The sequence below is a fragment of the Klebsiella quasipneumoniae subsp. quasipneumoniae genome (assembly GCF_020525925.1).
GTDB lineage: Bacteria > Pseudomonadota > Gammaproteobacteria > Enterobacterales > Enterobacteriaceae > Klebsiella > Klebsiella quasipneumoniae.
The window spans coordinates 3,018,821-3,031,695 of sequence record NZ_CP084876.1 but is presented as its reverse complement, the minus strand read 5'-3'; the positions used below and the strand labels follow the sequence as shown (position 1 = coordinate 3,031,695).

The 12,875-nt window shown below is 58.3% G+C and carries 16 protein-coding genes; 8 read left to right on the top strand and 8 right to left on the bottom strand.

The window, feature by feature from the left end; translation table 11 throughout:
• Positions 1-4 precede the first annotated feature (4 nt).
• Positions 5-607, bottom strand: coding sequence for a GTP cyclohydrolase II (ribA, locus tag LGM20_RS14740; protein ID WP_023289336.1), 603 nt, complete (start codon positions 605-607; stop codon positions 5-7).
• A gap of 163 nt (positions 608-770) precedes the next feature.
• On the opposite strand from ribA, the gene pgpB reads away from it, so the two are divergent.
• From pgpB to yciH, 5 genes are all read left to right on the top strand, one after another.
• A complete protein-coding gene (pgpB, locus tag LGM20_RS14735) occupies positions 771-1,538 on the top strand; it encodes a phosphatidylglycerophosphatase B (protein WP_023289337.1) in 768 nt (255 codons plus the stop codon).
• A 135-nt stretch (positions 1,539-1,673) separates the two neighbouring features.
• Positions 1,674-1,982 carry a LapA family protein gene (locus LGM20_RS14730; protein ID WP_023289338.1) on the top strand — a complete coding sequence of 103 codons (309 nt, stop codon included), beginning with the start codon at positions 1,674-1,676 and terminating at the stop codon, positions 1,980-1,982.
• Positions 1,983-1,988: 6 nt separating this feature from the next.
• Positions 1,989-3,158, top strand: a complete 1,170-nt coding sequence (gene lapB / locus LGM20_RS14725; protein WP_004203879.1) for a lipopolysaccharide assembly protein LapB — start codon at positions 1,989-1,991, stop codon at positions 3,156-3,158.
• A gap of 191 nt (positions 3,159-3,349) precedes the next feature.
• On the top strand, positions 3,350-4,087 hold the full coding sequence (pyrF, locus tag LGM20_RS14720) for an orotidine-5'-phosphate decarboxylase (protein WP_023289339.1): 738 nt from the start codon (positions 3,350-3,352) through the stop codon (positions 4,085-4,087).
• On the top strand, positions 4,087-4,413 hold the full coding sequence (gene yciH, locus LGM20_RS14715; RefSeq protein ID WP_044522440.1) for a stress response translation initiation inhibitor YciH: 327 nt from the start codon (positions 4,087-4,089) through the stop codon (positions 4,411-4,413). The genes pyrF and yciH overlap by 1 nt, the downstream gene beginning before the upstream one ends.
• 128 nt (positions 4,414-4,541) lie before the next feature.
• On the opposite strand, the gene osmB is transcribed toward yciH, so the two are convergent.
• The 3 genes from osmB to yciZ form a co-directional block, all read right to left on the bottom strand.
• Positions 4,542-4,760, bottom strand: coding sequence for an osmotically-inducible lipoprotein OsmB (osmB, locus tag LGM20_RS14710; protein ID WP_002901783.1), 219 nt, complete (start codon positions 4,758-4,760; stop codon positions 4,542-4,544).
• A gap of 271 nt (positions 4,761-5,031) precedes the next feature.
• Positions 5,032-5,781 (bottom strand): DNA-binding transcriptional regulator YciT, encoded by a 750-nt coding sequence (gene yciT / locus LGM20_RS14705; RefSeq protein ID WP_023289340.1) that lies wholly within the window; start codon positions 5,779-5,781, stop codon positions 5,032-5,034.
• Between the two features lie 73 nt (positions 5,782-5,854).
• Positions 5,855-6,034, bottom strand: coding sequence for a protein YciZ/DeoL (gene yciZ, locus LGM20_RS14700; protein WP_004203883.1), 180 nt, complete (start codon positions 6,032-6,034; stop codon positions 5,855-5,857).
• 25 nt (positions 6,035-6,059) lie between these two features.
• On the opposite strand from yciZ, the gene LGM20_RS26485 reads away from it, so the two are divergent.
• Positions 6,060-6,185 carry a hypothetical protein gene (locus LGM20_RS26485; RefSeq protein WP_254915175.1) on the top strand — a complete coding sequence of 42 codons (126 nt, stop codon included), beginning with the start codon at positions 6,060-6,062 and terminating at the stop codon, positions 6,183-6,185.
• 7 nt (positions 6,186-6,192) lie between these two features.
• Here the strand turns inward: LGM20_RS26485 and LGM20_RS14695 are convergent, their stop codons facing one another.
• The 4 genes from LGM20_RS14695 to LGM20_RS14680 form a co-directional block, all read right to left on the bottom strand.
• Positions 6,193-8,127 carry an exoribonuclease II gene (locus LGM20_RS14695; RefSeq protein WP_044522445.1) on the bottom strand — a complete coding sequence of 645 codons (1,935 nt, stop codon included), beginning with the start codon at positions 8,125-8,127 and terminating at the stop codon, positions 6,193-6,195.
• Between the two features lie 81 nt (positions 8,128-8,208).
• Entirely contained in the window at positions 8,209-9,366 is a 1,158-nt protein-coding gene (locus tag LGM20_RS14690; protein ID WP_044522447.1) for a CMD domain-containing protein, read from the bottom strand.
• A 188-nt stretch (positions 9,367-9,554) separates the two neighbouring features.
• Positions 9,555-10,343, bottom strand: a complete 789-nt coding sequence (gene fabI / locus LGM20_RS14685) for an enoyl-ACP reductase FabI (RefSeq protein WP_023289343.1) — start codon at positions 10,341-10,343, stop codon at positions 9,555-9,557.
• Between the two features lie 199 nt (positions 10,344-10,542).
• On the bottom strand, positions 10,543-11,085 hold the full coding sequence (locus LGM20_RS14680) for a HutD/Ves family protein (protein ID WP_044522452.1): 543 nt from the start codon (positions 11,083-11,085) through the stop codon (positions 10,543-10,545).
• 209 nt (positions 11,086-11,294) lie between these two features.
• On the opposite strand from LGM20_RS14680, the gene LGM20_RS14675 reads away from it, so the two are divergent.
• Positions 11,295-12,140, top strand: a complete 846-nt coding sequence (locus LGM20_RS14675) for a transporter substrate-binding domain-containing protein (protein WP_044522454.1) — start codon at positions 11,295-11,297, stop codon at positions 12,138-12,140.
• An 11-nt stretch (positions 12,141-12,151) separates the two neighbouring features.
• Entirely contained in the window at positions 12,152-12,871 is a 720-nt protein-coding gene (locus tag LGM20_RS14670) for an ABC transporter permease (RefSeq protein ID WP_023289346.1), read from the top strand.
• Positions 12,872-12,875 lie beyond the last annotated feature (4 nt).

The window sequence follows — 12,875 nt, the reverse complement described above, 5'->3', positions numbered from 1 at the left end:
GGTATTATTCCGCCGGCTTGCTGTTCAGCAGATGGCCCATCTTGGCGGCTTTGGTGTCCAGATAGTGGGCGTTTTTCGGGTTGCGCCCGACGATCAGCGGAACGCGCTCCACAATGTTAATCCCGGCTTCGCTGAGGATTTCCACTTTTTTCGGGTTGTTGGTTAACAACCGCACTTGCTCAACGTTGAGCAGCTTGAACATATCGGCGCACAGGGTGAAGTCGCGTTCATCGGCGGCGAAGCCTAGCTGATGGTTCGCTTCGACAGTGTCATAACCCTGATCCTGCAGCGCGTAGGCGCGGATCTTATTCAATAAACCAATGTTGCGACCTTCCTGACGATGATAGAGCAGGATCCCCCGGCCTTCTTCGGCGATATGCGACAGGGCCGCCTCCAGCTGAAAGCCGCAATCACAGCGCAGGCTAAACAGGGCATCGCCCGTCAGACATTCTGAATGGACGCGGGCGAGCACCGGCGACTGCCCTGAAATATCGCCGTATACCAGCGCGACATGATCCTGTCCGGTTGCCAGTTCTTCAAAACCCACCATCAGGAAATCGCCCCAGGGGGTTGGCAGTTTGGCTTCTGCCACACGTTTAAGCTGCATGTGATTCTCCAGATTCTGTCAGCACCTGAATGTGCTTTCTGTTTACCGCTATTTTGCCACAACGCCGGGACGTTCTCCTAATCACGAACGGTTAGCCGCGCGGAAAGCGCACAAACGATCTACTTTCCGCTATGATGTTCATCTACAAGGAGAAGGAGAGAAAATGCTGTTGATTGCCCGACGAACCGCTCTCGCGGCGGCGCTGCTGCTGGTCATGCCCCTCACGGTCTGGCTGTCTGGTTGGCTGTGGCAGCCAGGACTGCCGGTGGTATGGCTGAAAAGCCTCTGGTGGGTGACGGAAACGGTGACCCAGCCGTGGGGAATTATCACCCATGTTGTGCTGTGCGCCTGGTTTCTCTGGTGCCTGCGCTTTCGCCTGCGCGCGGCGCTGATCCTGTTCCTCATTCTTGCCGCCGCCATCCTGGTGGGACAGGGGACCAAATCCTGGGTCAAGGCGCGGGTTCAGGAGCCGAGACCGTTTGTCATCTGGCTGGAAAACGCCAGGCAGGTGCCGGTGACGCAATTCTACGCGTTAAAGCGCAAAGAACGCGCTAAACTGGTGCATGAGCAGCTGGCGCAGGCGCAGGACATCCCGCCGTTTTTACGCAAACACTGGCAGAAAGAGACCGGGTTTGCATTCCCGTCAGGCCATACGATGTTCGCCGCCAGCTGGGCGCTGCTCGCTGCCGGGCTGCTGTGGCCGCGTCGGCGCTGGGGCACGATCGCGGTGCTGCTGGCGTGGGCGACGGCGGTGATGGGGAGTCGCCTGGCGCTCGGTATGCACTGGCCGCTGGATCTCATCGTCGCTACGCTGATCTCCTGGCTGCTGGTCACGGTGGCCTGCTGGCTGACGCAGCGTCTTTGCGGGCCGCTCTCGCCGCCGGGGGAAGAGGCGCAGGATATTAAAAAACGGATGCCTGAAGCGGAATAATGTTGATTTTAGCGGCATCCGACCGCATATCCTGTCGAGTTGCCGTGCTTTTTCGTTCCACCGCTGCGGCGAAAATGATACTTTATAGGGCTGAAAGCGGGCTTTTTACGCGCAACCCACAGAACGGGAAGTCATGTGAAATATTTACTCATTTTCTTACTGGTGTTAGCAATCTTCGTCATTTCAGTGACGCTGGGGGCGCAGAATGACCAACAGGTCACTTTCAACTATTTGCTCGCTCAGGGTGAATTCCGCATTTCGACGCTGCTGGCGGTGCTGTTCGCTGCGGGCTTTGCCATCGGCTGGCTGATCTGCGGCCTGTTCTGGCTGCGGGTGCGCGTCTCGCTGGCGCGCGCGGAGCGGAAAATTAAGCGCCTTGAGCACCAGATTGCTCCTGTCAGCCCGGCGGCTGTCGAGGCAGGCGTGCCTGCGGTGAAGGAATAACCTCTTATGCTGGAGTTGTTGTTTCTGCTTTTACCCGTTGCCGCCGCCTACGGCTGGTACATGGGGCGCAGAAGTGCACAACAGTCCAAACAGGACGACGCGAGCCGCCTGTCACGGGATTACGTGGCGGGGGTAAACTTTCTGCTTAGCAACCAGCAGGATAAAGCCGTCGATCTGTTCCTTGATATGCTGAAAGAGGATACCGGCACGGTTGAGGCCCACCTGACCCTCGGCAACCTGTTCCGCTCGCGCGGCGAGGTCGACCGCGCGATCCGTATTCACCAGAGTCTGATGGAAAGCGCGTCGCTCACCTACGACCAGCGCCTGCTGGCGGTGCAACAGCTGGGGCGCGACTATATGGCCGCCGGGCTGTATGACCGCGCGGAAGATATGTTCAAACAGCTGGTGGATGAGACCGATTTTCGCCTCGGCGCGCTGCAGCAGCTGCTGCAGATCTACCAGGCGACCAGCGACTGGCAGTCGGCTATCGAGGTGGCTGAACGACTGGTGAAGCTGGGGAAAGAGAAGCATCGTGGCGAAATCGCCAACTTTTGGTGCGAACTGGCCCTGCAGCAGATGGCGGCCAACGATCTGGATAAGGCGATGGCGCTGTTGAAGAAAGGCGCTGCCGCGGACCGCAACAGCGCCCGGGTTTCGATCATGATGGGCCGGGTGTGGATGGAGAAGGGCGACTACGCCAAAGCGGTGGAGAGCCTCGAGCGAGTTATCGATCAGGATAAAGAGCTGGTGGGTGAGACGCTGGAGATGCTGCAGACCTGCTACCAGCAGCTCGGCAAAGCCGATGAATGGGAAGTTTTCCTGCGCCGCTGTGTGGAGGAGAACGCCGGGGCGACCGCCGAACTGATGCTGGCGCAGATCCTTGAGCAGCGGGAAGGGGTCGAAGCGGCGCAAAACTACGTGACCCGGCAGCTTGAGCGCCACCCGACCATGCGCGTTTTCCATAAGCTGATGGACTACCATCTCAACGAAGCGGAAGAAGGGCGGGCGAAAGAAAGCCTTGGGGTGCTGCGAAACATGGTCGGCGAACAGGTGCGCAGCAAACCGCGCTACCGTTGTCAGAAATGCGGCTTTACCGCTCATACTCTCTACTGGCATTGTCCTTCCTGCCGCTCCTGGGCGACCATCAAACCTATTCGCGGCCTCGACGGCCAGTAAGGTCAAAAAAAACAGACGATTTAGTTACAACATACTTATCATTTCTTTCCCGTCACCGCCTGCAGCCCCGGCATCGCCATCGGCCGCGCAGGGCAAAACAGCAGCCTGTTATTTTGTTAGCTTCACAGGTAGAATGCTGCCCGTTTACCTTTTTTGCGCCCTCTGGCGCCCATCAACACTAAGGTCTGGTCATGACGTCAACAGCTATCCCATCTTCCCGCGCTGTCACTTCCTCTCCCGTTGTGGTTGCGCTCGACTATGATAATCGCGATAAAGCGCTGGCATTTGTCGACCGCATCGACCCGCGCGACTGCCGCCTGAAGGTGGGCAAAGAGATGTTCACCCTGCTGGGACCGCAGTTTGTCCGCGATCTGCATCAGCGTGGGTTTGAGGTGTTCCTGGACCTTAAGTTTCACGATATTCCCAACACTACCGCCCGCGCGGTGGCGGCCGCTGCCGAGCTTGGCGTATGGATGGTGAATGTCCATGCCTCCGGCGGCGCGCGGATGATGACCGCGGCACGCGAAGCGCTGCTGCCCTTTGGTCAAGACGCGCCGCTGCTCATCGCCGTCACCGTCCTCACCAGCATGGAGTCCAGCGACCTGCAGGATCTGGGCATTACCTTATCCCCGGCTGACTACGCGGCGAAGCTGGCGGCGCTGACCCAACGCTGCGGCCTCGACGGGGTGGTGTGTTCAGCTCAGGAGGCGGTACGCTTTAAGCAAGAGCTGGGGCAGGCGTTCAAGCTGGTCACCCCGGGTATCCGTCCGCAGGGCAGCGACGCTGGCGATCAGCGGCGGATCATGACTCCCGAGCAGGCTCAGGCGGCAGGGGTGGACTATATGGTTATTGGCCGCCCGGTTACCCAGTCGACCGATCCAGCCGCGACGCTGCGGGCGATCAACGATTCTCTGCGCAAGGGGGCATAATGAGCGATTCCAACAGCCGTCTGGTCTACTCCACCGAAACCGGGCGTATCGACGAGGCGAAACCGGCGCCGGTGCGCCCGAAAGGCGACGGTATTGTGCGGATCCAGCGCCAGACCAGCGGCCGCAAGGGCAAAGGCGTCTGTCTGATTAGCGGAATTGATGCCGACGATGCGGCGCTCACTGCGCTGGCGGCAGAGCTGAAGAAGAAATGCGGCTGCGGCGGCGCGGTGAAAGATGGCGTGATCGAGATCCAGGGCGACAAACGGGATTTACTGAAGTCGCTGATCGAGGCGAAAGGGATGAAGGTGAAGTTAGCCGGCGGCTAATTGTTATTTCAACCCTAATTATGGCCTGGTGAAATAACAAGGCCGCGGTGAATGCCGCGGCCTTGAATGTTTTAACGTGCGTAAGTCAATTCGTGTGAATTATTCTTTTATTTCGTCAGATAAATATATTATTTGCCGACCTGGTGACCAATAATACCACCGACTGCTGCGCCACCCAGGGTACCGAGTGCGCTACCGTCAGTTAACACCGCACCGCCGATGGCGCCGGCACCTGCGCCGATAGCAGTGTTACGATCGCGTTTAGACATGTTAGAGCAAGCGCTCAGAGACATTGCTACAGTGACAGCCAGAACAACAGCAGCCATTTTTTTGCTCGTTGAAGTCATCATTTTTTTCTCCTGAATAATCTATTCATGGATTACAGCGCTCCTGTAAGCATAGCCTGATAAAGCAGCTTTAGGGCAATTCCATGAAGTTAGGGTGCGCAGGTATCACGAAAATCACGCAGGTGATAGTCACTTCCTGTTATATCGCTAATAATAATTTTACTTTTTTTAAAATTTAGCGTCAGGTAAAAAGTCTTAATTACCGGCTCGGAATACTCTCAGAGCGTTAACGCGCCCGTCCGACGCTTGGCTGGGACGGGGCGGAGACACATCAGACGTAGGGTACAATATCCACAGTCAGGCCGCTGCGCAGCAACTGCTCACGGCAGTCGTTCGGCAGACGATCGTCGGTGATAACACGATTGAAGCGGCCGGCTGGCCCAAGCGGATAGGGGTGCACCGCGCTGAATTTTGAGCTATCGCTGAGGATAATCGCTTCGCAGTGCTTCTCCAGAACGGCGTTAACCACGTCCGCACGCATCATATCGCGACCGGTAAAGCCGGTTTCCGCCTGCCAGCCATCGATCCCGATAAAGGCTTTACTGAAATGCACCTGCTGGATGAACTGGCGGGTCAGTGGGCCAACCATACTTTCACTGCGTTTCTGGTAAATCCCGCCCAGCAGGATCACCTCTCCCGGCGTCTCTTTCAGCAGATGGGCGATATAGCTGCTGACGGTGATGATGGTGATATCGCCGCGTTCGGCCAGGGTGCGCGCCAGCAGGGCGTTGCTGCTGCCGTTTTCGATAAATACCGTTTCGCCGGCATTCACCAGCGCCGCGGCGCGGCTGGCCAGTTCACGCTTAATGGCGAAATGGGTCATCATGCGGGTTTCGACATCTTCACTGTCCAGTGGGACGGCGTAGCCATGGGTACGGCGCAGATAGCTCTGCTTCTCCAACAGGTTCAGATCCTGACGGATGGTGACCTCTGAAACTCCGGTCATCTTCGCCAGATCGGCGACGCTCATGCGGCCTTTATCGATGACCACTTGCAAAATACTTTGTTGTCGGGCGTTCATAGCAACATCACTGTTAGGGGGCTATACGGCGAGCAACCGGTCAGCATCGCCGGTTGCGGCATGTGGGCGATAATCAGATTTCCCAGGGCGCTTTGGGTGGTTTGTTTTGCTCGGCGTCGTCTGCCGCCAGCGCCAGCAGCTCCGCTTTGAGGATCTCCAGATTATGGATCGCAGAGTGGTAATCACCGGCAACCAGAATATCCAGCACGGTATCGATACGTTGGGCGAGCAGGTGGGCATTCACATCTGACATGGCATTATCCTGGTAACAAAAACGAATGAAATCAATGATGCTAAAAATGGGTGAAAAAGAGAAGCGAAAAAAACGCACAACCTTAATCGGCGCGACGGAAATGGCGGGACAGGGAGGAAAGAAGGAGCGGTTCCCGGAGGAACCGCTGTGATGAGACGTCAGGCAGCCGGACGAGCAATGATGCTACGAGTTTCCATGCGGACTTCAGCGATAGTGACATCGATAACATCGGTCACTTTGTAGACCACTTCTCCCTTGATCTGCACGGTGCCGTTTTCCTGGCTGCAGACCAGTTCGTCGCGCACGGCGTGAAGGAACGGGGCCGGAATAAAGGCGACCGCGCCATTGTCCACCAGACGCACGCGCATCCCGCCGCGGCTGATGTCGATGATCTCCGCCGCAAAGCGGGTATCGGTGCCGGCTTTATCGTTGAGGAAACGGGCATACAGCCAGTCGGCGACATCGCGTTCGGCCATGCGGTTGAGACGACGGCGCTCCGCCATCTGCACGGTGGCTTCATCCTGCGGGCGCGCAATGGTTTCGCCTTTGATGATGGCCTTAAGCAGACGGTGGTTGATCATGTCGCCATACTTACGGATCGGCGAGGTCCAGGTGGCGTAGGCCTCAAGACCGAGACCAAAGTGCGGGCCCGGCTCGGTGCTGATTTCAGCAAACGACTGGAAACGACGTATGCGGCTGTCGAGGAAACCGGTCGGCTGGGCGTCCAGTTCGCGGCGCAGCTTGCAGAAACCTTCCAGGGTGAGCACTTCCGTCGGATCAACGTGTACGTCGTGGGTCTTCAGCAGGGCAGCCAGCTGTTCGGTATTCGCCGGGTCGAAGCCGGTGTGGACGTTATAAACGCCGAAGCCGAGCTTGTCGCGCAGAATGCGGGCGGCACAGATGTTGGCGGCGATCATCGACTCTTCGACAATACGGTTGGCAATACGACGCGGTTCCGCGACGATGTCCAGCACTTCGCCTTTTTCGCCGAGGACGAAACGGTAATCCGGGCGGTCTTTAAACACCAGCGCGTGGGTCTGACGCCATTCGCTGCGACGCTGACACACGTCCTTCAGCAGCGTAATTTGCTGCGCGATCGCCTCGCTGCCCGGCTGCCAGCTGCCGCGGCCTTCCAGCCAGTCAGAGACGTCGTCATAGGCCAGCTTGGCTTTCGATTCGATGGTGGCGGCAAAGAACTCGATGTTGTCTTCAATGGTGCCATCGGCCGCCAGGGTCATCCGGCAGGCCAGCACCGGGCGCACTTCATCGGCACGCAGGGAACACAGGTCGTCTGACAGTTCGCGCGGCAGCATCGGGATGTTGAAGCCCGGCAGATAGTTGGTAAAGGCGCGTACTTTTGCGGCGTTGTCCAGCTTGCTGCCTTCGGCAATCCATGCGGTCGGGTCAGCGATCGCCACCGTCAGCAACAGTTTGCCGTCGGCGCCAGATTCGACATACAGCGCATCGTCCATATCTTCGGTGCTGGCGCTGTCAATGGTGACGAAGTCGAGGGCGGTCAAATCGCGGCGTGTCAGCCCTTCGTCAAGCATCTCGGTGGCGACGCCGTCCGGTGCCTCTTTTTCCAGATTATGGCGCGCCAGCGTCACCCACCACGGGACGAAGTGGTCGTCGCTGAAGGTGATGAACTGGGTCAGCTCCGCGTAAAATCCGCGGTCGCCTTTTAACGGATGACGGCGCATTTCAGCGACGGCCCAGTCACCCTGTTTGAAATCATGCTCAACGCCACGGGCGGCGCGGCAGGGAATGGCGTCTTTCAGCAGCGGATGGTCAGGAACGATAGCGAGGCGATCGTCTTTTTTCTGGATTTTACCGACGAAACGGGTCAGGAAAGGCTCAACCAGCGATTCCGGCTCGGCGCTTTCGCGTTCTTTTTCAGAATGGATCACCGCAACGATACGGTCGCCATGCATCACTTTTTTCATCTGCGGCGGCGGAATGAAGTAGCTCTTCTGAGCGTCCACTTCGAGGAAGCCAAAGCCCTTTTCCGTGCCCTTAACGACCCCTTCCGCGCGCGGCGTTTGGGAATGCAGTTGCTGTTTAAGCTGCGCTAGCAGCGGGTTATCCTGAAACATAATTAGGTATTTTCGTGGCTAAAAGAGCGGCTGACATTTTTACGCGATTATGCCTGTCGCAGCAAGCGCTGTTTCAGCAATTTACGTCTGCTGACGCACATTGCCGAGGGCGATTTTCAGACGATTCATCCAGCCGCACAGCCCGCTCCAGGTTAACAGATCGATCGCTTGTTCCGCTGAGAGTCCATATTCGCCGAGGGGTGTTAACTGGGCGGCGCTAAACCGGTCCGGGGAGCGGGTTAACAACTGTACCGCGGTAACGAGCGCGCGCGACTGAGGATGCTGCCCAAGCCAGTGATGGAGAGCCTGATCGCCCTCCCGTAAATGGCTGGCGAACGCTTCTTCACCATGCCAGTGGGGGAGCCAGGCGTCAAAACAGGTGGCGCTGCCATTGGTGCGCGCGGTGAGTAAGGCGACCTGCGGGCCAAAGGTATCGTTGCCGCTGAGCTGGCGTAACAGCGTCTCCAGCGGCGCCATCAACTGCGGGTCGCAGGCCAGCAGCGGAGCCAGCGGGCCCAGGCCGGGCAGCGACTGCCAGCTGGCGATGCGCCGCTGGCGCTCGTCATCGGCATACTGCAGATCGGGATCTTCAATGTCGGTTTGCCACTCTCCCGGCGGGATGGCGAACAGGCCGGGGGGCGCCTCCTCTTGCTGCGGCATGCCGGGGATCCAGCGCACCGGGAAGCCCTGCGCCGCCTGCAGCACGGCAATCGCCCGCGCCTGGAAGCCGACGAAACCGATAATCTGGTTGATCAGGATAATATCCCGGCTGGTCAGGCCCACTTCGTCCAGCTGGCTGCGGGAAAGGGCGTTAATGACGGAGGGGGAACCGGCGAGCTGACGAGCGTATTGGGTGATCTGCGCCAGACGACGGTTGCTCTCGCGCGAAGAGTCGGGCCCCGGCAGGGGCGCCAGGCGGGCGGCATAGTGGTTACACAGCCGCTGGACGCCGTAGACCTGGGCGACGGTGAGCGCAGTGCTCAGGCGATCGTAGGCGGTAAAGGTTTGCAGGCGGCTTACCGCCACCTGGTCGGGAAACAGCCGCTCGGCGAGCTGGCGCGCGGGGCGTAGCCAGCCTGTGTGGGCGTGTAGCCAGGCGTCCGGCAGCGTCAGGTCCAGCAAAAAGCGGTCTTCAACATGGGCGGCTTCAGGGACGAGCGGCAGGACATCCACCGGGCAGATTGTTGACTGGGTTTCGTGATACCAGTGGTTTTTGCCATTCACGCGGCGTGGCTCCATGGGCTTTCCTTGTTCGGTATGTGGCGAACCGCCGTTCCGCGGATCGTTTATGCAGAACTATCCTGGCGTAACCCGGAAGCAGGAGAAAATATTGATACGTGCTATCAAATAGCCGATTGGAATAACAGGGAGAGCGCAAGGCCTGGGAAGGGAAAACCCTCCTCACCGGGGCGAGGAGGGGAAGGAACTTATTTCAGTTCCAGCTCGTTCATAGCGGCGATACTGAACCCGCCATCAACGTGAACGACTTCACCGGAGATACCCGCAGACAGGTTGGAGCACAGGAAGGCTGCGCTGTTACCCACGTCTTCAATGGTGACGGTGCGACGGATCGGGGTGACCGCTTCGCAGTGCGCCAGCATTTTACGGAAATCTTTGATACCGGACGCGGCCAGGGTACGGATCGGACCGGCGGAGATAGCGTTGACGCGAACGCCTTCCGGACCCATCGCGTTCGCCATATAGCGCACGTTCGCTTCCAGAGAGGCTTTCGCCAGACCCATCACGTTGTAGTTCGGGATCGCGCGCTCGGCGCCCAGGTAGGAGAGCGTCAGCAGAGCAGAATCCGGGTTCAGCATCGTGCGGCAGGCTTTAGCCATCGCCACGAAGCTGTAGGCGCTGATGTCGTGCGCGATTTTGAAACCTTCGCGGGTGACCGCGTTGACGTAGTCGCCGTCTAACTGGTCAGCCGGGGCATAACCGATAGAGTGGACGAAACCATCGAATTTTGGCCAGACTTTTTCCAGCTCGGTGAACAGCGCGGTGATGCTCTCATCTTCAGCAACGTCGCACGGCAGCACAATGTCAGAACCCAGCGCGGCAGCAAACTCTTCAACGCGACCTTTCAGTTTTTCATTCTGATAGGTGAATGCCAGTTCCGCGCCTTCGCGGTGCATTGCCTGCGCAATACCGTAGGCGATGGACAGTTTGCTGGCGACGCCAGTGATCAAAATGCGCTTACCGGAAAGAAAACCCATAGCTTTAATCCTTATCGTTATTGCTTATTTTTACTTTAACAATCATAACGTTAACATTGTTATTTCAAAATAACTCAAATTTAGCCGGGAATTATATCCCACTGACGACCCCTTGTGTCACGATATTTTTCAGCCGGCCCGCGCCGCGCGGGGTAAAAGCCGATCGCGATGGCTCAAGTATACCATTTTTCTCTGCTGACTATTTGAGCGCAATCGCCGCCAGCAGCAGACGCCCATCGGCGCTGAGAGGCCGCAACTCGCCCGGAGCGTCGCCGTGCCAGCAGAGCCCGCTGCCGACGGCGCAGCGCCGTCCGGCCAGATCCCATTCACCCTGCAGTACATAAGCAACCCCGTTAGTGGCCGGTCGCTGCCTGTCGCTCACCACTTCAACCTGCGCGAGGGCTCGCCCGCGCTGGGTCATGACATTGAAGTCCAGTCCAGGCTCAACGATCCCGACGCTGGACAGCGCCCATTCGCCGGGAAACGCCCACGGCTGCCAGCGCGCCAGCGGATGGTCGATCTCCTCCCCGCGCAGCCGTAGCGGTTGCCCCGCCAGCAGGACGATCGTCCGGTCGACGCCGGGAAAAGGGGAGAATGGGCCATCGGCCTGCAGGGTGGCAATGCTCGCGCGCCAGAGAAAAGGCGCATCTACGGAAGGAATGGCGATAATTTCCCGGGTGGCGCCGGCGCCGTTCTTCCATGGTGTGACGGGCAAGGTAGCGTAATCAAAATAGGTGATCATAGTTTGCTCGGCGGAAGTCGGAAGTGGATAGTATTTGTTACACGCTTGTCTCAAAGCTCTTACAAATTATTTACAACAGGGCTCACAAATCCATCATTGAGCGCGTGTGCGGGTTTGTCAATGCTTGTATATACATGAGCAGTCATCTGCGAATTATCTTATCGCCTTGACCAGAGCCATCATGACAAAACGCGATCGGGAGAATGAAAATGCAACAGCGTATTACTTTCCGCCAGGCCTGCCTGGTCACCCTGTTTTCGGGGCTACTGCTGTCTGGTGGCTCAACATACGCTAAAGAGTGGAAATCGATCACCATCGCTACGGAAGGCGGCTATGAACCCTGGAATCTGACGCTTCCCGGCGGGAAACTCAGCGGTTTCGAGCCCGAGCTTATGGCGAATTTATGCCAGCGGATGCAGATCGAATGCAAACTGGTGGTGCAGAACTGGGATGGCATGATTGCCGGACTTAACGCCGGAAAATATGACGTGATCATGGATGCTATCGTCGTCACCCCAGAGCGCTCGAAGGTCGTGGCGTTTACCCAGGCATACGCAGCCACGCCGGCCTCTTTCATTGCGGTAAAAGGGTCGCTGCTCCCTCCGTCTCCGACGGTTAAGCTTCATGATGATGAGAAAGAGATTCAGGCGGCGATTGCGCCTCTGCGCGCGGCGTTGAAAGGGAAAACCATCGGCATCGCGTCCGGCACCGTGTACACCCCGTTTATTGATAAGTATTTCAAGGATATCGCTGACGTCCGGGAATATAACAACTCAGCGGATGCGATCCTCGACCTGCAGGCTGAGCGCATCGACGCGGTGTTTGATGATATTACCTTTGCCAACACCACCCTGTCGCGCCCGGAGAATAGCAATCTGGCATTGAGCGGTCCGCTGATGAGCGGCCCAATCTGGGGAGGCGGTGAGGCGATGGGCGTGCGCCTCGCCGATACCGAACTCAAAGCGAAACTGGATAGCGCCATTCAGGCGGCGCTGACCGATGGGACGGTAAAAAAACTGAGTGAGAAATGGTTTAAAAGCGACGTGACTCCCTGAGCGAGGCAACCATGTTAAATCTTCTGAGTTTGGGTGAAAACGGGTGGGGGACGCTGATCCTCAGCGCAACGCTGACTACGTTGCTGCTGTCGCTCGCGGCGCTGGCCGTCGGTGCGGGGGTGGGCGGCGTTATCGCCGCCGCGAAGCTGTCCCGCCACGCGCCAGCGCGCTGGTTCGGCGCCGCCTGGTCGGTGGTATTCCGCGGTATCCCTGAATTACTGGTGATCTATCTGTTTTATTTTGGCGGCTCAGGGATGATTTCATGGCTGGGGCGTCTGTTTGGCGCAGACGGCTTTATTGAGGTTCCGCCATTTCTGATTGGCGCTCTGGCGATTGGCTTGATCTCCTCCTCGTATCAGGCGGAAGTCTACCGTGCTGCTCGTCTGGCGCTGATGCCCGGTGAAGTGGAGGCGGCTTCCGCCATTGGCATGCCGCGCTGGCGGATCCTGCAGCGCATCCTGTTGCCGCAGATTGTCCGTTATTCGCTGCCGGGTTTGTCCAACGTCTGGCAAATGAGCCTCAAAGACTCGGCGCTGGTATCGGTGACCGGGATGGTTGAACTGATGCGCGCCAGCCAGATTGCCGCTGGCTCTACCCGCGATTATTTCCTGTTCTATCTCATCGGCGGCGGCTGCTATTTGATCCTGACGCTGCTCTCTAACCGCGCGTTTACCCGGGCGGAGAGCCGTCTGAACCGCGCCTGGCTGCGTCGCAGCGCCGCGCAGGCGTAAGGAG

Excerpts from the sequence above, each read along its gene's own strand:
- ribA (WP_023289336.1), bottom strand. The coding sequence starts at position 607 with ATGCAGCTTAAACGTGTGGCAGAAGCCAAACTGCCAACCCCCTGGGGC.
- pgpB (WP_023289337.1), top strand. The coding sequence starts at position 771 with ATGCTGTTGATTGCCCGACGAACCGCTCTCGCGGCGGCGCTGCTGCTG.
- lapB (WP_004203879.1), top strand. The coding sequence starts at position 1,989 with ATGCTGGAGTTGTTGTTTCTGCTTTTACCCGTTGCCGCCGCCTACGGC.
- pyrF (WP_023289339.1), top strand. The coding sequence starts at position 3,350 with ATGACGTCAACAGCTATCCCATCTTCCCGCGCTGTCACTTCCTCTCCC.
- yciH (WP_044522440.1), top strand. The coding sequence starts at position 4,087 with ATGAGCGATTCCAACAGCCGTCTGGTCTACTCCACCGAAACCGGGCGT.
- osmB (WP_002901783.1), bottom strand. The coding sequence starts at position 4,760 with ATGACTTCAACGAGCAAAAAAATGGCTGCTGTTGTTCTGGCTGTCACT.
- yciT (WP_023289340.1), bottom strand. The coding sequence starts at position 5,781 with ATGAACGCCCGACAACAAAGTATTTTGCAAGTGGTCATCGATAAAGGC.
- yciZ (WP_004203883.1), bottom strand. The coding sequence starts at position 6,034 with ATGTCAGATGTGAATGCCCACCTGCTCGCCCAACGTATCGATACCGTG.
- LGM20_RS26485 (WP_254915175.1), top strand. The coding sequence starts at position 6,060 with ATGAAATCAATGATGCTAAAAATGGGTGAAAAAGAGAAGCGAAAAAAA.
- LGM20_RS14695 (WP_044522445.1), bottom strand. The coding sequence starts at position 8,127 with ATGTTTCAGGATAACCCGCTGCTAGCGCAGCTTAAACAGCAACTGCAT.
- LGM20_RS14690 (WP_044522447.1), bottom strand. The coding sequence starts at position 9,366 with ATGGAGCCACGCCGCGTGAATGGCAAAAACCACTGGTATCACGAAACC.
- fabI (WP_023289343.1), bottom strand. The coding sequence starts at position 10,343 with ATGGGTTTTCTTTCCGGTAAGCGCATTTTGATCACTGGCGTCGCCAGC.
- LGM20_RS14680 (WP_044522452.1), bottom strand. The coding sequence starts at position 11,085 with ATGATCACCTATTTTGATTACGCTACCTTGCCCGTCACACCATGGAAG.
- LGM20_RS14675 (WP_044522454.1), top strand. The coding sequence starts at position 11,295 with ATGCAACAGCGTATTACTTTCCGCCAGGCCTGCCTGGTCACCCTGTTT.
- LGM20_RS14670 (WP_023289346.1), top strand. The coding sequence starts at position 12,152 with ATGTTAAATCTTCTGAGTTTGGGTGAAAACGGGTGGGGGACGCTGATC.